This is a genomic window from Micropruina sonneratiae (genome assembly GCF_025972045.1).
Lineage (GTDB): Bacteria > Actinomycetota > Actinomycetes > Propionibacteriales > Propionibacteriaceae > Micropruina > Micropruina sonneratiae.
Map to the genome: position 1 here is coordinate 274645 of NZ_JAPDHX010000005.1, position 18437 is coordinate 293081.

Below are 18437 nucleotides of genomic sequence, written 5' to 3' on the forward strand. Positions count from 1 at the left end.
GCGGGCCTGCTCAGCCGGGCGCGGGCCGCACCACCGGCGTCCGCGGCGACCAGGGCACCTCGCCGAGGCCGCGCACCCCGGCCGGCAGGTCGGACGCCGGGTGGCTCGACACCCACAGGCACTGCCCGTCGGGGTCGGTGAGCAACTCGTCGAAGCCGACACCGCGCCCGATCAGATGCGCGATGGAGGCCACCGAGGGTGCCAGCACGATGCTGCGCAGCGTGGGGTCGGACCCGTCGCGGTGGGTGTCGAACACGCCGGGGCGTCCGACGATCAGGAAGCGGGTGATCGACCCGGACAGGTCGTCGATCTCACGTTCGACCACGTGCACCGACGGATGGTCGGCCTCGGCGCCCGACGACGCGATCGCGATCGCCGGGCGGCCGGCCTCGGCCAGCCGCAGCAGCGCGTCGGTGGTGGACGCCGTCGGCTGCGGCTCCAGCCCCCACCTGGTGATGAAGCCGGCGCACTGGGCCAGCGCCTGCGGGTGGCTGAACACCGGCGCGCCCTTCAGCTCGGCGAGCACCAGCGGCTCGGCGGCGTAGGCGTCGAACCGGACGGCGACGTCGACCACGCCGCCGGCGATGAGTTGGGCGTCGCTGGCCAGCAGGGCACGGGTGGCACGGCTGACCAGCCCCGATGCCGAACTGGTGATCGGCAGCACGCCCAGCCCGCCCGCCGCGGTGACGGCCAGCACCTCATCGAACGAGCCGGCCGCCTCCAGCGCGACGTCGTGGGCGCCCGAGCCGGTCAGGCCGACCGCGAACTGCCGGGCCGCGCTGTCGGAGAACGACCCGGGCGGTCCCAGGTAGCGCAGTGTCAGGCCACGGGCGTGCACCGGTCGGGCCACGCCGTGCGGCCAGGCGTAGGCCACCTCGACGGCGCGGCGCAGGCGTTCGATGGTCTCGTCGACGTCGAGGTCGGCGCGGATGCCGGTGCGGATCACGACGGCCCGCTGGCCGGTGCGCACCGCTTCGGAGACCAGCCGGGCCTGGCCGACCCCGCGCTGCTCGCGGATCACCGACGCCACCCCCTCGCCGGCCACCGATTCGGGCACCAGGAAGCGGATGTCGCGGCGCAGGTGCGCCAGCCAGGCGTCCAGGGCGACCTCGAGTTCCGCCTCGGCGAGCACCTCGACGTGGCCGATCCCGAACCGGGTGCGGACGACCTTGCGGCGGCGTCCGAGCTTGGCGGCGTTGCGGACGCCGGGGCCGGCCAGCAGCGCAGCCTCGCCGCGCGGGCCGATCAGCAGTTCCTCCAGCACCAGCTCGACCGGGGTCAGCTCGACCAGCCGGCCGACGCGCAGCTTGTCGGGGCGTCCGGTGGGGTGCAGCCCGACCAGCCCGCCGAGCCTGCGCACCCGGGCCAACGCTGCCCGCTTCGACTGCCCGGCGCCCAGCGTCGCCTGCGCGGTGTTGCGGACGGTGTCGAACAGCGCCCCGCTGAACGCGTCGCGGGTCGCGGCGATCCTGGCCGGCAACGTGTCGGACGCCGCCGCCGCCGCGACCGCGCGGGCCGCGGCGTCCAGCTCGTCGCCGGCGCGGGCGCCGTCGAGGGTGGCGTGGGTGTGCGCCAGGGTGAGCTCCTGATTCTCCTCGAGCACGCTCACCCCGAGCCCCAGCAGCGCCTCGAACAGCGGCGTCCGGGTCGCCCACAGCTCGTCGGTGAGATCGAGCCCACTGTCGGCCACGGCGGTGACGAAGCCCAGCAGGGACGCCTGCGTCATCGTCAGCACGTAGGTCATGATCCGGTCGTGGCGTTCGGGTGACAGCACGGTGTACAGGCCGCCACGGCTGGTGATCGCCTCGGCCAGCCAGCCGGTGGCGACACCCCGCACCTCGCTCGCGCAGACGGTCTGGCCGTCCAGCGACCGGGTCGCGGTGTCCATCAGCGGGTGCAGCGCGACGGCGGTGCGGCCCGGAACCGCGGCCAGCACGTCCATCGTCCAGGCGAAGCTGGCGCCGACCACGATGATCGGCGCGTCGCCGGGCACCGCGGCGTCCAGTTCGGCGAGCACCTCGCGCTCGGCCCGGTCGGGCACGGCGAGGCAGATGATGAAGCCCGGCCGGTCGAGCTCGCCGGCCACCTCGGCCAGCGTGCCGGTGGTCACGTCGACGCCGCGGTAGGCCTCGGCGGCGCCGGCGAGCTGCGCCAGAGCGGCGGCGGTGTCGACCAGCACCACCTGCTGCCAGGGCAGGTCGGCGAAGAGATGGTCGGACAGCCAGCGACCCATGCCGGCCGCGGCCCCCACCACCACCAGCCGGGTCGGTCCGGCGTCGGTGCGCGCGGCGTCCGTGGCTGCGGGGGTCTGGGTCACCGGGACAGTGTAGGGAGAACTGCCCGCGGTTCCCCCACGAGGGTCAGGACGCGCGGCGCAGGGACGCCGCCGCGGCGTCCATGGCGGCGAAGTACTGCTGCGCGGCGGGCAGCGCCGGCCGCACCTCGACGTAGGCGAAGTGCCGCTCGTTCGGCAGCGCGACCAGCAGCAGCCGCAGCTCGGCCCGTTCGGTGGTGCCGTCGGCGCGGGTGCCGCTGACCACGCCGTGCGCCCACTGGGCCGGCAGGTCGCCCACGGTGGTGGCCGGGTCGGAGGCCAGCTCGCTAACCTTCAGGTCGCCCAGTGCCTTGTACAACCGGGTGCCGAGTTCGAAGACCATGCCGCGCCCGGTCACGGCCAGGTCGCCGACCACGACCGCCTTGGGCTCGACGTCGGCGACGATGATCGCCGCAGGCAGGGTCTGGGTGTCCTGCCAGTCCTTGTCGCCGGTCACCCCGCCGATCGTCGCCTCGGCGAAGATGCCCTTCATCCAGGTCGGCGATTCGAACACGAACGGCTTGCCCGGCAGGTCACCGACCAGGTACGGCTCGACCTCGAGCCGGTGGGTCAGCGGGTCGACCAGCACCCGTTCCGCCGGCCTCGACGGCACCATGGACGCCGGACCGGGCGTCGGCGCCGCAACGGTGGGCGCGGGCAACACCGGCCCGGCAACCGCGCCGATGACGCCCAGCAGGACGACCGCCACGAGGACGCCGGCACCGGCCGCGACGAGCCAGCGACCGGCGCCGGCCAGTCCCTGTCGGCGGGGGTCGGTGCTCACCCGGGTGAGTGTAACGAGGCACGGGGCAGCAGCAGCCGCGGCAGCGGAGTGCAGGCCGCGACCCGGCTAGGTCTGGGCCGAGCGCCCGCGGAAACGCCGCCAGCTGTCGCGCAGCAGCCGCAGCCTCGGCATCTCGGCGCCCTCGCGGCGCCACCACCACACCACCCACACGATGGCGGCGATCTGCGCCGCGGTGCACAGCACGTCGCGCATGATGAAGCCCGCCACGAACACCCCGGGACCGAACTCGATCACCCGTCCGGTCACGTAGGCCAGCGACAGCCAGGTGCCGCGCCACATGGTGATCACGTCGAGCCGGTTCGGCGCCATCAGCGCCAGCGGCACCCAGGTGATCAGGTCGTACCAGCTGAGGGTGTACGGCGAGGTGATCAGCCAGGCCGCGGTCAGCAGCGCCGCCGTCCGCACGGTGATGGTGAGCGGGTCACGTCGCGGATCGGTCCCGGCGGGTGCACCGGGCGCGGTCACCCAGGGCAGCACGCGCGACAGCATCCAGCCGATCACCAGCAGCCCGATGAAGCCGAGCGCGCTCATCACCCGGCGGGAGGCGGCGTCACCGATGGTGAGCGTGCCGAGCGCGTGCAACCACTCGACCCACGAGCCGGCGGAGACGTAGGAGGTGTTGCGGGCGGCGGCGAACAGCGCCTCGGGCGCGAACAGGCCGTAACCGAGCCCGATGGTGACGGCCGCGGCGAGACAGAGCTGGAGGACCTTGCGGGGCTGGTGCCGGTACCCCCACACCATGGCGAGGCCGTAGTACACCAGCGACACTTTGACGCAGCCGGCCAGCCCGATGCCCACCCCGGCCAGCCAGGCGTTGCGGCGGATGAACCAGAGCCCGGCGACGGCGAACACCAGGGTCAGCGGCTCGTTGTGCGCCTGCGCGCAGATCGACCAGATCATGATCGGGTTGAGCACGGTGAACAGCACCGCACGGGTCTGGAAGGCCGGGTCGTCGTGCGCCAGCTTCACCGCGATCGCCCCCACGACCAGGAACGGGACGAGGGCGAAGATCTGCAGCCAGAACACCACCTGGTGCATGCTCTCGCCGCCCAGGGTGGCGGCCAGCCATTGGCTGAACGAGGCGATCGGTCCGTACACCGAGGGGGTGTCCTGCCAGGGCGCCTCCACCCAGCGCATCACCGGGTCGTACTCCTGCCGGATGATGCTGCCCGGCACGATGTCGTAGGGGTTCCAGCCGAGCACCATCAGGCGTCCGTACGCGGCATACATCAGCACGTCGGCCGAGGTGAGCGGCGGCACCAGCGCGGTCACCGTCGAGAGCAGCGCGCCCAGCACGAACAGCCGGCGCACGTTCGGACGCCAGCCGGCGTCCACCGCCCGGTAGCAGACCCACAACCCGATGGACCCGGCGGCCAGGGCCAGCCACAGCGCGATCACCGCGACCCATTCGTTGAGCGAGACCAGCCCGGCGGGCAGGTACCAGGGCGGCATCAGGCTGCTGCGCGGGCCGAGCCGCAGCGCCACGGCCGAGGGGCCCATGAACGCCACCACGATGGTCACCGCCGTCGCGCCGACGATCAGCCGCAGGCCGAGGGTGGCGTTGCTCGTCCACGGCTGGGCCAGCACGGCGCGAGCGCGATCGATCAGGGCGCTCGACATCTGCGGAACTCCTCCGGGGGCAAGGAACGGGCATGGGCGAGACTAGCGGCGAGAGTGTCCCGCCCGTAGTGGGCGGCCGGACTCGCAACTGCTTTGTTATCGGGGTACGGGCGGGCGGTGGGAGATCCCGGCTCGAGCCGGGGACGACGGCTGCCGCTACTTCAACAGTTTCGACAGCCGCCGGTCGGCCAGCGGCTTGCCGCCGGTCTGGCAGGTCGGGCAGTACTGCAGCGACGAGTCTGCGAAGGAGACTTCGGCGATCGGCGTCCCGCACACGTCGCAGGGCTCGCCGGTGCGGCCGTGGACGCGCAGGCCGATCTTCTTCTCGCCCTTCAGTTCCTTGGCGGCCCGGCCCACCGAGCGGGCGATCGCCTCGCCCAGTTCGTCCTTGATCGCCCGGAACAGCCGCTCGTGCTCGTCGGCCGACAGGGCGTTGGCGGGCTTGAACGGGCTGAGCTTCGCGGCGTGCAGGATCTCGTCGCTGTAGGCGTTGCCGATCCCGGCGATCACCCGCTGGTCGCGCAGCACCCCCTTGAGCTGCGAGCGGCCCGCGGTGGTGAGGATGCCGGCCAGCGCCGTGGAGTCGAACTCGTCGGCGAGCGGATCGGGCCCGAGACTGCCGATCCCCGGGACCTGTCCGGGGTCGTCCACCACGTACACGGCCAGCTTGCGCTGGGTGCCCATCTCGGTCAGGTCGAAGCCCGAGTCGTCGGCCAGCACCACCCGCAGGCTCAGCGGGCCGCGTCCCGGCCTGGCCGGCTTGGCCGGCATGGCGTCCTTCCAGGTCAGCCAGCCGGCCCTGGCCAGGTGGAACACCAGCCAGGTGCCGCCGGCGTCGACGGCGAGGAACTTGCCGTAGCGCCTTACCTGGTCGACCTCGGCGCCGTGCAACGCCGACAGGGGCAGCTGGAACGTCTTCAGCGAACTGAACGCCAGCAGTTCGGTCCGCGCGATCGTCTGGCCCACCAGGTGCTCGGTCAGGAACGACCGCAGCGCCTCGACCTCGGGCAGTTCAGGCACCGGTCTCCTCCCCTCCACGATCCGTCCGGCCACGTTCGGCGGCCCAGTCAGGTGCGGACAACGCCAGCGTCTCGTCGAGGACGCCGAGGTACTCGTCGCGGTCGATCTCGATCACCCCCAACGATGCGAGGTGGTCGGTGCGCCATTGGACGTCGATGATCCGATCGGCCTGCCCGTCGCGCTGCATGGCGGACACCAACCGCAGCAGGGCCACCTTGGAGGCGTCCCGCCCGATGTCGGGGTCGTGGAACATCGACTCGCCGGCGAAAAGCCCGCCGACCGAGATTCCGTACAGCCCGCCGGCCAGGTTGCCCTCGGGCGTCCAGGCCTCCACGCTGTGCACCACCCCGCGGTGGTGCAGCGCGGTGAACGCGTCGACGATGTCGTGGTCGATCCAGCCGTGCGGGCGCCGCGGGTCCGCACACCGCGCGATCACCTCGTCGAAGGCGGCGTCCACCGTCGTCACATAGTGTTTCGCCGACTTGCGCAGGGACCGGGTGACCCGCAACCCGTCGGGCAGCAGGACGCCGCGGCGCATCGGCGACCACCAGCCCATGCGGGCCGGGAACCAGGCGTTGTGCAGCGGCATCGGGAACACGCCGCAGCGGTAGGCCAGCACGACCAGGTCGGGGTCGAGTTCGTCGGAGAGCCCGATCAGGTCCTGCGCCGGCCAGTCCCGCGGCGGTCCGAAGATGCCGGGGCGACTCATTTCTGCATTGTGCCACCCGCCGCGGCGCGATCAGGGGAGCCGCCGGGGACTCCCCCATGGCCGGTCGATCGCCGGTGGGTAGATTGGACGCCGCAGTCAGCCACGCGAGGAGTCGCCGCGATGTCCACCCCTGATCCCAGCAAGACGCTCGTCCAGCGCGCCCCGGAGGTTGCGGGCGGCGTGCTGCGGCAGATCCTCGAGTTCGCGATCGACGGCAACGGCCGGATCCCCGGGGCTCGGGCCGCGGCGGCCCGGTCGCTGCAGTCCCGCGGCGAGCACGAGGCCGCCGTCGACTGGCTGATCATGCAGCACGTCGGCCTGGCCGGTGCGCAGGGTTTCCTGACCAACCTCGGCGGCCTGCTCACCCTGCCGGTGGCCTTGCCGGCCAACCTGGCCGGCCTGGCCGTGGTGCAGATGCGGATGATCGCCTCGGTGGCACACCTGCGCGGCTACGACGTGAACGACCGCCGGGTCCGGGTGGCGCTCACCCTGGCGATGCTGGGCGAGGACGAGGTCCGCAAGCAGGTCGGCTCGGGCAGGCTCCCCGCCGCCCCGATGGTGGTGGCGACCGCCCCGGTGTTCGATCCGGCGCTGGACCGCACCATCAGCGAACGCGTCTTCGCCGACCTGGGCACCAAGATGGCCGGCAAGCACGCCGTGGTGCAGGTGGCCAAGCGCATTCCGCTGGTGGGCGGCGGTGTCGGCGCGGCGGCGGACGGCTATTTCACCTACGCCCTGGGCCAGTACGCGCGACGTGAGTTCGTCCGCCGTCGCGGCTGAGCCGGTTCACTATTCCGGACGCAGGCCGTCCGCATTGCCGACTAGCGTCGCCGGTGACCCTTGACGAAGGAGAGACACCGTGACCGACATCGTGCTGATCGGCGGGCTGTGGCTGCGGCCTCAGGAATGGGACGCCGTTGTCGCCGAACTCGACCGGCTCGGCCACCGAGCACTGCCGGTGCTGCTGCCCGGGCAGGGCGACGGCGCCACCGACGTCACCCTCGACGACCAGGTGGCGGCGGTGCTGGCCGCGGTCGACGACTGCGACGCCCCGCCCCTGGTGGTCGGCCACTCGGCGGCGGCGAGCCTGGCCTGGCTGGCTGCGGACGCCCGGCCGGTGGCCGGCGTCGCCCTGATCGGCGGCTTCCCCGTCGCTGACGGCGAGGCGTACGCGGACTTCCTGCCGATCGCTGACGGCGAGATGCCGTTCCCGGGCTGGGAACAGTTCGAGGGCCCGGATGCCGCCGACCTCGATCCCGACACCCGCCGGGCCCTGGTCGACCGGATGGTTCCGGTGCCCGAGCAGGTGGCGCGCGGCGTCGTCCGGCTCGCCGACGAGGCCCGCTACGACGTGGACGTGACGCTGATCTGCCCCGAGTTCACCCCCTCCGACGCACGGGAGTGGCTCGCGTCGGGTGAGCTTCCAGAACTGGCGAAGGTGACCCGGCTGCACCTGGTCGACCTGGATTCTGGTCATTGGCCGCAGGTGACCCAGCCGGCCCTGCTGGCCGGTGCGCTGGCCGCGGCCGCAGGCTGAGCCGTCTCCGGAGGACGGTTCGGTCGAATCCTCCGCGGGCGCGGCCTCGTAGTGACAGGCTGACCGCATGCCCAAACCCGCAGACGGCCTTGATGAGCGCGCTGTCGTGATCCTGCGGTCGGCCGCCGACACCGGCGACCCCGAGGAGGCCCTGTACTCGCTGATCGATGTGCTGAACGACCTGTACGAGGCGCTCCTCATGCCCGAGGAGGTCAGCCCGGCAGCAGTTCGCCACTACCTGCTCGACTACTACTTCGCCCAGGTCTCCAACGGCGGGCACTCCCAGTTCCTGGCCAACACCGCCGGACCGGGCCAGCGCGAGTTGTTCGCCCACATCGGCGCGGCCCTGGACGAACTCGGCCGCGCCGACGCCACGGACGTGTGGGCCGACTTCCTCGACACGCTCGGCGCCGTCCCGCAGGAGCAGTTGCTGACCTTCCTCGACGGCGGCTACCTGGACGCCGACGGCTTCCACCCACTGCCCCAACTCGCGCCACTGGACGACCGCTTCTTCGCGATCAGCGACGAGTTGTCGGTGGCGAACGGCAGGCTGCTGCTCAGCCGCGACGAGCTGGTCGTCCTCGACGACGACGACCTGCCCGGCTACGTGGCGGCGCGCCAGGCGGCGATTCCCGATCTCGAGCATCGGCGTGCTGCCGCCCGGGCGGCCGAGCCGTCGTATGTGAAGGCGGCCCGGCACTACGCCGCCGAGCACCACCTGGAGTTCGAAGGGGTGACCGCCGGCCGCCCGGTGCATGAGCCGGGGCTCGACCTGATCGAGTGGTTCTTCCTGGCCGGCGGGCGGGCGTTCAGCCTGATCGAACGTCCCGACGGGTCGGTCGAGGTGATGGCGCAGGGCGGTCCCGACAGATTCGCGGGCTGACCCGCACCTGCCCTTCACTGCCGCCTGCCCGAGCGGTCACAGCCGTGGCACAGGCGCGCTTGGTGAACTTCCGGTGAACGGAAAGCCACCGGTAAGGAGTGTCATGACCGCCACGACCCTGGCCCTGCCCACCATCGACCTCGACGAGCTGATCGCCCGGGGCAGCCTGCTCACCCGGGTCGACCGCAAGTACGCCCTGGCCGCCGGCGACGCCGCGATGGCCCTCGATCTGGTCGACGGGGCCACCACCCGGGTGCTGGAGATCGGCGGACGAACCGACCTGGGCTACACCTCGACCTATCTGGACACCCCGGGACTCGACAGCTTTCTGCGGGCGGCCCGCGACCGGCGCCGCCGCTACAAGGTCCGCACCCGGCGCTACGAATCCAACGGGGCCTGCTTCCTGGAGGTGAAGACCCGGTTTCGTGAGCACACCGTGAAGACCCGGCTGCCCGGGCAGCACCTGCACGACGGACGCCTCACCGCCGAAGGGGCCGCCTTCGTCGCCGACACCCTGGCCGACGCCGGCGTGAGCGGGGTCGACGTGGCGTCGCTCACCGCGGCACTGCGGGTCGACTACCGGCGGATCACCCTGTTCCACGAACCGAGCCGCACCCGGGTGACCGTCGACTCCGGCCTGGCCTGGTGGGACGTCCGTACCGGGGGCTGGCTCGCCCGCCCGGAACTGGCGATCATCGAGACCAAGTCGACCGGCCGGCCGGCGGGGATGGACCGGCTGCTGTGGTCGCTCGGGCATCGGCCGGACCGGATCTCCAAGTACGCGACGGCACTGGGGGCGATGCATCCGCACCTGCCGTCGAACAAGTGGCGTCCGGTGCTGAAGGAACACTTCTGAGATGGCCGTGATCGGGGTCTGCCCCCGGCTGATCGCCAGGGCGACCGGCTGGAAACTGACCCAGGCCGCCTGTAGCGGAGCCGAGCTGGCCGACGTGGCGTCCAGCCAGTTGGCGCAGGTGACGGCGTCCACCGACTACGTGACCGTGCAGGTCGGCGGCAACGACGCCGGTTTCGTGCCGGTCCTGTCGGTGTGCGCCCAGGCCGGCGTCCGACGGTGACCGGCGTTCTGCGCGTAGGGTGCCTGCCATGCCAGGGCCCCGCTTTCGCGTCGCGATCGTCGGGGCCGGGCCGTCCGGCCTCTTCGCCGCGCAGCAGCTGACTGCCCGCGACGACGTCGCGGTCGACATCTTCGACCGGCTGCCCACCCCGTACGGGCTGCTGCGCTACGGGGTGGCGCCCGATCACACGTCCATCAAGTCGGTCGCGAACGCCCTGGCCCGGGTGTTCGACGCCCCGGCGGTGCGGTTCCTGGGGCTGGTCGACTTCGGCCGCGACGTGTCCCGCGAGGAGTTGCTGGCCGGCTACGACGCGGTGATCTATGCCGTCGGAGCCAGCGAGGACCTGCGGATGGGCGTCCCGGGTGAGGACGCCGCCGGCAGCCGCTCGGCGCGCGAGTTCGTCGCGTGGTACTCCGGGCATCCGGACGCTGCCGCGCAGTCGCTGTTCGGCGTCCGGCAGGCGGTGGCGGTGGGGGTCGGCAACGTGGCCGTCGACGTGGCCCGCATCCTCGCCAAGGACCCGGCGGCGCTCGACGAGACCGACATGCCCGAGGACGTGCTGGCCGAGCTGCGGCGGGCCCGGTTGACCGACGTGTGGGTGATCGGACGCCGGGGACCGCAGCACGCCAGCTTCACCACCCCCGAACTGCGGGAGCTCTGCCGCACGCCCGGCGTGCAGGTGAGCGTGGAACCCGAGTCGTTCGAATGGGTGGAGGACGACCTGCTCGACCGGCGCAGCCGTGCCAACCTGACGGTGCTGCGCGAGGCGGTCGACCGCACCAGGGCGGAGCCTGCCGGGCACCCCCGGGTGCGGCTGCACTTCCTGTTCTGGCGGCGTCCGGTCGAGGTGCAGGGCGACCCTGTCACCGGGCTGGTGCTCGAACGCACCCGGATGGACGCCGACGGGCGGGTGGTGGGCACCGGCGAGACCGAGCAGCTCAGCACCCAGCTGGTGCTGCGGGCGATCGGCTACCGCGCCGTGCGGCTGCCCGACGTGCCGTTCGACGAGGAGCTCGGGGTGATCCCGTCGGTGCACGGGCGGGTGCTGGCCGACGACGGCGCCGTCGCCCCCCGCGAGTACGTGGTGGGCTGGATCAAGCGCGGACCGGTCGGGGTGATCGGCACCAACAAGTCCGACGCCAAGGAGACCGTGGAGCAGGTGCTGGCCGATCTGGCCGAGCTCGGACCGCTGCCCGGCCGGATCGACCTGCTGGAAGCCCTCGCGGCCAGGGGCTTCGCGCCGTCCACCTTCGACGACTGGCGCCGGATCGAGGCGGCCGAGGCGAACCGCGGTGCCGGCTACGAGCGCGAGCGGATGAAGATCGAGGCCTGGCACGAACTGCTCGACCTGGTGCAGCGCGAACGGCCAGGCGGTCCGATACCGCCCGACTGAGCCGCTCTCCGGCTGCACGGCTCGGTAGTTAGGCGAGCGCGGGGAGGTAGTCGCGGGTCACCCGGGGGGTGATCAGGCAGGTCACCTCGTACGGGATGGTGCCCATCAGGTCGGCGAGCTCGGTCGCCGTGATCTCCTCCTCGCCGCTGCGGCCGACCAGCACCACCTCGTCACCCACCCGCACCGATGTCTCCGGGCCGAGATCGACCATCGTCTGGTCCATGCAGACCCGGCCGGCGATCGGGTGCGACCGGCCGCCGATCAGCACCCGGCCGCGGTTGGACAGCAGGCGCGAGTAGCCGTCGCCGTAGCCGACCGGAATGGTAGCGATCCAGGTGTCACGTGGCGCCGTCCAGGTGCGTCCGTAGCTGACCGTCTCGCCCGCCTCCACCCGCTTCACGAAGGTGACCGCGGTGCGCCACTGCAGCGCGGGCCTCAGCGGCACCGTAGGTTCGGCCTCCGGGTCGGGCAGGCTGCCGTAGATCATGATCCCCGGCCGGACCAGGTCGAACCAGGCCGCCGGGTGGCCGAGCACGGCGCCCGAGTTGGCCAGGTGCTTCAGCTCGACCGGGCCGACGGCGTCCTCGACGGCGGCGGCGGTGCCGGCGAAGCGCTCGATCTGCTCGCGGGTGAACGCGGCTCCGGCCGGGTTGTCCGAGATCGGCAGGTGACTGAACAAGCCCTGCAGCCGCAGCCCGGACGCCGCGATCCGGCCGGCGAGCGCCGGGGCGTCCTCGGGTTCGACCCCCACCCTGCGCATGCCGGTGTCGACCTTGAGGTGCACGGCCACGTCGCTCAGCCCCAGCCTGCGCATCGCGGCGGCGACCTGGTCGGCCGACGCGTCGTCCACCACCGACAGGGTGAGGTCAGCGGCCAGGGCGGCCTCGACGTCGTCGTCCTCGCGAACCGGCGACAGCTTGAGGATCGGCAACCGGACGCCGGCGCCGCGCAGCTCGAGCCCTTCGCCGACGGTGGCCACCCCCAGCCAGTCCGCCGCCCCGGTGCGCTCGATCATGGACGCCACCGCGACCGCGCCGTGGCCGTAGGCGTCGGCCTTCACCGCGGCCAGCACCAGCCGGTCACCGACCCGGGCCCGAACGCCGCGCAGGTTGGCCTCGACGGCGTCCAGCAGCGTGGTGGCGGTCGTCGGGTAGGTCATGGCCGCGGGTCCCCGACCGCGACCGGGCGGCCCTGGTTGCTCCACGCCGACCACGACCCCGGATAGAGAGCGATCGGACACCCGAGCGCGGCACCGGCCAGCACCAGCTGCGCGGCGCTCACCCCCGACCCGCAGTAGGCGCCCAGCGGACCCGGGTGGTCGAGCATCGCGGCCAGCGCGTCATCGTCGGGCAGGCGGCCGTCGGCGGTGAAGAACCGGCTGACCGGCTGGTTGACGGCCCCCGGGATGTGTCCGGCGACCGGATCAATCGGCTCGGTCTCGCCGCGGTAGCGCTCGGGGGCGCGGGCGTCCAGCAGGGTGCCGGGGAAGTCGCCTGCCTCGTCGGCGTCGATGGTCGGCAGGTGGCCGACGGTGAGCTCGAGTGCGACTGGCTCGACCGCTGCGTCCCCGCTGGCCAGCGGCCGGTTCTGCGCCGTCCAGGCGGCGAGGCCGCCGTCCAGCACGCGCACGTCGAGCCCGGCCCAGCGCAGCACCCACCAGGCCCGGGACGCGGCGAACGAGCCCGCCTCGTCGTAGATGACGATCGGCACCTCGCCGGTCACGCCGAGGGCGCCCAGGCCCTCGGCGAGGGTGTCGGGATCGGGCAGCGGGTGGCGTCCCTCGGTCGGGTCGCCGTGCCGGGTCAGCACCGTCTCCAGGTCGAGGAAGCGGGCCCCGGGCAGGTGCCCCTCCAGATACCTCTGCCGGCCCGCCGCGGCCGGCTCACCCAGCCGCCAGCGGACGTCCAGCAGGTCGACCGAGTCGAGCCCGGCCAGGGCCTCGACGCTGATCAGCACCTCGTCACGCGCCATGCGCCCAGCCTCTCACGAGGCCAACGACGCGGCGCGGGGCAGCTCAGAACATCATCGCCAAACCGGGGTCGGCGAGGATCGCCGCCACATCGGAGAGGAACTTCGAGGCCAGTTCGCCGTCCACCAGCCGGTGGTCGAAGGTCAGCGACAGAGTGCACACCGAGCGGATCACGATCTGCTCCTCGGCGCCCTTGCCCACCACCCAGGGCCGGCGGGCGATCGTGCCCAAGCACATGATCGCCGACTCGCCCAGGTTGAGGATCGGCGTCCCGCCGTCCACCCCGAACACGCCCACGTTGGTGATCGTGAACGTGCCCTTCGTCATGTCCTCGGGGGGCACCCGTCCCGACTTCGCCGTCTGCACCATGTTGTGCAGCGCCTCGGCCAGCTCGAGCAGGTTCATCCGGTTGGCGCGCTTGATGTTCGGCACCAGCAGCCCGCGCGGTGTCGCCGCGGCGATGCCCAGGTTCACGTCCTCGTTGCGGACGATCTCGCTGGCGGCCATGTCGAGCGTCGAGTTCAGGTCGGGGTTGCGCGCGATCGCCAGGCAGGCGGCCTTGGCGAAGATCAGCAGCGGCGAGACCCGCAGGCCGGCGAACTCGCGCCGGGCCTTGAGCCGCTCGACCAGCTCCATCGACGCCGTGACGTCGGCCTGCATGATCACCGTCGCGGTCGGCACCTTGAACGACTCGGCCATGGTTCGGGCCATCTCGCGCCGGACGCCCTTCAGCGGCACCCGCGAGGTGACCCCGGAAGGCGCGGGCGCACCCCGCTGGACGACGGCCGCGGCGAGCACGTCGTCGGCGGTGATGGTGCCGTCGGGTCCGGTGCCGTCCACCTCGTCCAGGTCGAGGCCCAGGTCACGGGCCAGCCGGCGCACCGGCGGCTTGGCCAGCGCCCGCCTGGACGCCGAGGCCGGCCGGGGCGTCCGGCCTGGACGCGGCAGCGGCTCGCCGGTCGGCTCGGCGGTGAGCGGTCCGGTGGTGGTGGCCTGGTCGATCGGCCGGGACACCGGCTGGTCGGTCTGGTAGGCGTCCTGCACCTGCTCGGAGACGGGTCCGATCGGCTTGCCGATGCCGCCGGCCGACTTGCGCGGACGCCGGGCCAGCGACGACGACTTCACGCCGTAACCGACCAGGAACGACTGCGACTCAGGATCGCCGGCCGGTTCCGCCGACGGGTCGGTGGTGGCGGTCGAGCCGCCGCCGGCGTCCACGCTGACCTGGCCGGACGCCTCGTCGAAGATCGGCTCGACGGTGGGCTGGACGCCGGCGGACGAGTCGGCCGCCGGCGCAGGTTCGTCGCCGGCACCCACCCCGTCGTCGATCAGCACGATCGGCGTCCCCACCTCGACGGTGGTGCCCTCGTCGACCATCAGCCGGGCGATCCGGCCGGCCCACGGCGACGGCAGTTCGACGATCGACTTCGACGTCTCGATCTCGACCAGGACGTCGTTGACCTTCACCTCGTCGCCCTCGGAGACGACCCAGCGGACGATGTCGGCCTCGACCAGTCCCTCGCCGGGGTCGGGTAGCCGGAACTCCTGCATCTGGTCCTCCTCAGAACGCCATGGATCGGTCGACCGCGTCGAGCACCCGGTCGAGGTCGGGTAGGAACGAGCTCTCCACCCGGCTGGGCGGGTACGGAATGTCGTAGCCGGTGACGCGGAGCACCGGTGCCTGCAGCGAATAGAAGCAGTCCTGCTGCAGCCGGGCCGCGATCTCGGCACCCATGCCCAGCGTCATCGCCGCCTCGTGCACCACGATCGCCCGCCCCGTCTTGGTCACCGACTCGGTCACCGTGGCCATGTCGAGCGGGGACAGCGAGCGCAGGTCGACCACCTCGATGTCGTGGCCCTCCTCGCCGGCGGCGATGGCGGCCTCGACGCAGGTGCGCACCATCGGGCCGTAGGTGATCAGCGTCAGGTCGTCGCCGGGCTTCACCACCCGGGCCTGGAACAGCGGCATCGGCTCGGCCTCGGTGTCGACCTCGCCCTTCTCGTGGTAGCGCCGCTTGGGCTCGAAGAAGATGATCGGATTGTTCGAGGCGATCGCCTGCTGCATCATCCAGTAGCCGTCGACCGGGTTCGAGCAGGTCACCACCTTCAGCCCGGGGGTGTGCGCGAAGTACGCCTCGGGAGATTCGGAGTGGTGCTCGATGGCGCCGATGCCGCCGCCGTAGGGGATGCGCACCACGACCGGCATCTTGAGCCGGCCGTGCGAGCGGAAGTAGAAGCGGGAGAGCTGCGACACGATCTGGTCGTAGGCGGGGTAGACGAAGCCGTCGAACTGGATCTCGACGACCGGCCGGTATCCGCGCAGCGCCAGCCCGATCGCGGTGCCGAGAATGCCCGACTCGGCCAGCGGCGAGTCGATCACCCGGTCGGGGCCGAAGTCGCGCTGCAGGTGCTCGGTGATCCGGAACACGCCACCGAGCTTGCCGATGTCCTCGCCGGCCAGCAGCACCTTGGGGTCGGCCTCCAGGGCCCGGCGCAGGCCGGCGTTCAGCGCCTTGGCCAGAGTCATCGTCGGCATCAGAGAGCCTCCTGGACCCGCTCGTGGGTTTCGCTCGGTACCGGCTCGCCCTCGTCGGCGAAGCCCGCCTCGTATTCGAGGTACTCGTCGCGCTGCTCGAGGAGCACCTCGCCCGGGTCGATCACGGTGTGCTCGAAGAACTCCTCGAGCTTCGGCTCCCGCAGCGCCAGGCAACCCTCCCGGACGCGGACCGCGAGCTCTTCGCTCTCGGCGTCCAGGGCGTCCAGCCAGGCCTGGTCGATGGCGCCGGCGCTGAGCAGGTAGGTCTGCACGCGACTGATCGGGTCACGGGCGCGCCAGGCGTCCGTCTCGTCGCGGGAGCGGTACTTGGTCGGATCGTCAGAGGTGGTGTGGGCGCCCATCCGGTAGGTGTAGGCCTCGACCAGGGTGGGTCCCTCGCCGCGGCGGGCGCGCTGCATGGCCGAGGCGGTGACGGCCTGGACGGCGAGCACATCGTTGCCGTCGACCCGGACGCCGGGGAAGCCGAAGCCGGACGCCCTGCGGTACAGCGGGATCTTCGACTGCAGCGCGATCGGCTCGGAGATCGCGTACTGGTTGTTCTGGCAGAAGAACACCACCGGCGCGGTGTACGACGCGGCGAAGATGAACGCCTCGTTGACGTCGCCCTGGCTGGTGGCGCCGTCGCCGAAGTAGACGATCACCGCGCCGTTGTCGGCGGGTTCGGGGTTGCCGACCAGGCCGTCGCGTTGCAGCCCCATCGCGTAGCCGGTGGCGTGCAGGGTCTGGGTGCCGATGACGAAGCTGTACAGGTGCAGCCCCATCGCGGCGGTGTCCCAGGGCACCATCGCGGTGCCGCGGAAGGTGCCGAGCATCTCGACCGGGTCGACGCCCAGGTGCAGGGCGACGGCGTGCTCGCGATACGACGGGAAGACGTGGTCGGGCAATCGGGTGGCGTTCACCGACCCCACCTGGGCCGCCTCCTGGCCGAGCGCGGGTGGCCACAGGCCCAGTTCCCCCTTGCGCTGCAGGGCCGTCGCCTCGGAGTCGAAACGCCTGGCCAGGACCATTTCCCGCAGGTAGCCGGCGATCTCGTCGTCACTGCCGGCGAAGTCGAACTCCGGGTGCTGGACGCGCTCCCCGTCGGGGGTGAGGAGTTGCACGAAATCGTCTACAGCGGGCTCGGACACGTCGCTTCCTTTCGGGCCCCGACGCAGGGGGCCGTCTCCTAACGCTCGGCTAACTTATCGGTTACGTAACCGTAGGTCAAAGTATCCCGGCCGGTTCGGCTGCCAGCTCGACCGGGCACCTGGAGCAGGACCGGACTCCCTTCCGCGAGCGTCCTCGCCCGCGTCCCCATCTTTCACCCGACGGACGCCGGTGGTCGAGACCCCGCGCCGCGCACCTGTCCGGCCCCGCCCCCGCGCTATCGAGTACCTCGTCGCCGCGGCCCTGTTGATCGGGCTGCTGGGCCTGCTGGAACGCACGCACCGCCGCACCAGCAACCTGCCGCGGATCCCGTTCGGCATGGATGCCGACTCCGAGGCGACGGCCAGCTACCGCCGCGAATTGGCCGAGCTGCGCGAACTGGCCCAACTCACCTCGGTGAAGCAGAACTGACGATTCGACCTTCATTCATCAGCGTCGGACTAGCATGACCGCCATGGTCGACGTACAGCGCCTCAGGATTTACCGCGCGGTCGTGGCCGCCGGATCCATCCAGGCCGCCGCGGCCAACCTCGGCTACACACCCTCGGCGGTCAGCCAGCAGGTGTCGGCGCTGGCCCGGGAGACCGGCCTGGTGCTGCTCAGCAGGGCCGGGCGCGGCGTCGAGCCCACCGACGCCGGGCTCGAGCTGGCGGCCGCGGCCGAGAGCCTGTTCGGCGAACTCGCCGACGTCGAGGAGAAGGTGTCCGACCTGCGCGAGGGGCGCGCCGGCTCACTCAGCATGGCCTACTTCACCTCGGCGGCGATGGCGTGGATCCCCGACATCGTGGCCCGGGTGCTCGCCGAACACCCCCGGCTGCGGCTCGACCTGAGAGTGCGCGACCTGCCCAGCGGTGAGGACGAGCGCACCGACGTCGAGGTGATGGTGGAGCGCCCCGACTTCCATTGCCCGCCCGGCTTCGTCGCCCACCACCTGCTGGACGAGCCCTACGTGGCGGTCGTGCCGTCCGGGCACCGGCTGGCCGGCTCCCACACCGTCGACCTGGCCGAACTGGCCGGCGACCGCTGGATCGCCCACGCCCCCCAGGCGTCCTGGTGCGTGATCAACCTGGACAACGCGGCGGTCTCGGCGGGTTTCACCCCCTCGTACGCGGTGCGCACCGACGACCACACCACGGCCATCGCCTTCGTCGAAGCGGGCATCGGCATCGCGGTGATGCCCCGGCTGTGCAGCCTTCAGCTCCCGGGTGGCGTGCACGCACTCGACGTGGTCAACCCGACACCCCTGCGCAGCATCCACGTGATGGTCCGGCGCGCCGTCGAGAACACCCCCGCCGTGCAGCTGGTGGTGGGCGGGTTGCTGGCCAAGGCCGGCGCCGCCACAGCCGGCGCCGCCCGCCCAGCACCCGAGGGGGCCGAGCTGTCCGTCGTGCGTTGACGCAGCGGCTGG

General features: G+C 72.2%; 18 protein-coding genes. 8 read left to right on the top strand and 10 right to left on the bottom strand.

Annotated features, from left to right (window positions below; genetic code table 11):
- Positions 1 to 10 precede the first annotated feature (10 nt).
- The 5 genes from OIE40_RS14250 to aat all read right to left on the bottom strand — a co-directional run bounded on the left by OIE40_RS14250 (position 11) and on the right by aat (position 6468).
- Entirely contained in the window at positions 11 to 2317 is a 2307-nt protein-coding gene (locus OIE40_RS14250; protein ID WP_264703272.1) for a prephenate dehydratase domain-containing protein, read from the bottom strand.
- Between the two features lie 43 nt (positions 2318 to 2360).
- Positions 2361 to 3098 (bottom strand): hypothetical protein, encoded by a 738-nt coding sequence (locus OIE40_RS14255; protein WP_264703273.1) that lies wholly within the window; start codon positions 3096 to 3098, stop codon positions 2361 to 2363.
- A gap of 66 nt (positions 3099 to 3164) precedes the next feature.
- The gene (locus tag OIE40_RS14260; protein ID WP_264703274.1) at positions 3165 to 4739 is read right to left on the bottom strand and encodes an MptA/MptB family glycosyltransferase; all 1575 of its coding nucleotides are present in this window, start codon (positions 4737 to 4739) and stop codon (positions 3165 to 3167) included.
- 156 nt (positions 4740 to 4895) lie between these two features.
- On the bottom strand, positions 4896 to 5759 hold the full coding sequence (locus tag OIE40_RS14265) for an Fpg/Nei family DNA glycosylase (protein ID WP_264703276.1): 864 nt from the start codon (positions 5757 to 5759) through the stop codon (positions 4896 to 4898).
- A complete protein-coding gene (aat, locus tag OIE40_RS14270) occupies positions 5752 to 6468 on the bottom strand; it encodes a leucyl/phenylalanyl-tRNA--protein transferase (RefSeq protein WP_264703277.1) in 717 nt (238 codons plus the stop codon). The genes OIE40_RS14265 and aat overlap by 8 nt, the downstream gene beginning before the upstream one ends.
- Positions 6469 to 6588: 120 nt before the next feature.
- On the opposite strand from aat, the gene OIE40_RS14275 reads away from it, so the two are divergent.
- From OIE40_RS14275 to OIE40_RS14300, 6 genes are all read left to right on the top strand, one after another.
- Positions 6589 to 7248, top strand: coding sequence for an EcsC family protein (locus OIE40_RS14275; RefSeq protein WP_264703278.1), 660 nt, complete (start codon positions 6589 to 6591; stop codon positions 7246 to 7248).
- A gap of 79 nt (positions 7249 to 7327) precedes the next feature.
- Positions 7328 to 8005, top strand: a complete 678-nt coding sequence (locus OIE40_RS14280) for an alpha/beta fold hydrolase (RefSeq protein WP_264703280.1) — start codon at positions 7328 to 7330, stop codon at positions 8003 to 8005.
- Positions 8006 to 8072: 67 nt separating this feature from the next.
- Positions 8073 to 8888 (top strand): DMP19 family protein, encoded by an 816-nt coding sequence (locus OIE40_RS14285; RefSeq protein ID WP_264703282.1) that lies wholly within the window; start codon positions 8073 to 8075, stop codon positions 8886 to 8888.
- Positions 8889 to 8991: 103 nt separating this feature from the next.
- The gene (locus OIE40_RS14290) at positions 8992 to 9744 is read left to right on the top strand and encodes a polyphosphate polymerase domain-containing protein (protein ID WP_264703283.1); all 753 of its coding nucleotides are present in this window, start codon (positions 8992 to 8994) and stop codon (positions 9742 to 9744) included.
- A gap of 1 nt (position 9745) precedes the next feature.
- Entirely contained in the window at positions 9746 to 9964 is a 219-nt protein-coding gene (locus OIE40_RS14295; RefSeq protein WP_264703284.1) for an SGNH/GDSL hydrolase family protein, read from the top strand.
- Positions 9965 to 9992: 28 nt separating this feature from the next.
- The gene (locus OIE40_RS14300) at positions 9993 to 11357 is read left to right on the top strand and encodes an FAD-dependent oxidoreductase (protein ID WP_264703285.1); all 1365 of its coding nucleotides are present in this window, start codon (positions 9993 to 9995) and stop codon (positions 11355 to 11357) included.
- A 28-nt stretch (positions 11358 to 11385) separates the two neighbouring features.
- Here the strand turns inward: OIE40_RS14300 and alr are convergent, their stop codons facing one another.
- Genes alr through OIE40_RS14325 form a run of 5 tightly spaced genes read right to left on the bottom strand, consistent with a single transcriptional unit; the run spans position 11386 to position 17010 of the window.
- Positions 11386 to 12516, bottom strand: a complete 1131-nt coding sequence (gene alr / locus OIE40_RS14305) for an alanine racemase (RefSeq protein WP_264703287.1) — start codon at positions 12514 to 12516, stop codon at positions 11386 to 11388.
- Positions 12513 to 13328, bottom strand: coding sequence for a sulfurtransferase (locus OIE40_RS14310; RefSeq protein WP_264703289.1), 816 nt, complete (start codon positions 13326 to 13328; stop codon positions 12513 to 12515). Before OIE40_RS14310 ends, alr begins: the two co-directional genes overlap by 4 nt.
- 43 nt (positions 13329 to 13371) lie before the next feature.
- A complete protein-coding gene (locus OIE40_RS14315) occupies positions 13372 to 14877 on the bottom strand; it encodes a dihydrolipoamide acetyltransferase family protein (protein WP_264703291.1) in 1506 nt (501 codons plus the stop codon).
- A gap of 10 nt (positions 14878 to 14887) precedes the next feature.
- Positions 14888 to 15862 (bottom strand): alpha-ketoacid dehydrogenase subunit beta, encoded by a 975-nt coding sequence (locus OIE40_RS14320; RefSeq protein ID WP_264703293.1) that lies wholly within the window; start codon positions 15860 to 15862, stop codon positions 14888 to 14890.
- On the bottom strand, positions 15862 to 17010 hold the full coding sequence (locus OIE40_RS14325; protein ID WP_264703295.1) for a thiamine pyrophosphate-dependent dehydrogenase E1 component subunit alpha: 1149 nt from the start codon (positions 17008 to 17010) through the stop codon (positions 15862 to 15864). The genes OIE40_RS14320 and OIE40_RS14325 overlap by 1 nt, the downstream gene beginning before the upstream one ends.
- A 190-nt stretch (positions 17011 to 17200) precedes the next feature.
- Between OIE40_RS14325 and OIE40_RS14330 the strand changes: the two genes are divergently transcribed.
- Positions 17201 to 17440, top strand: coding sequence for a hypothetical protein (locus tag OIE40_RS14330; protein WP_264703297.1), 240 nt, complete (start codon positions 17201 to 17203; stop codon positions 17438 to 17440).
- Positions 17441 to 17483: 43 nt separating this feature from the next.
- A complete protein-coding gene (locus OIE40_RS14335) occupies positions 17484 to 18425 on the top strand; it encodes a LysR substrate-binding domain-containing protein (protein WP_264703299.1) in 942 nt (313 codons plus the stop codon).
- Positions 18426 to 18437: the final 12 nt, after the last annotated feature.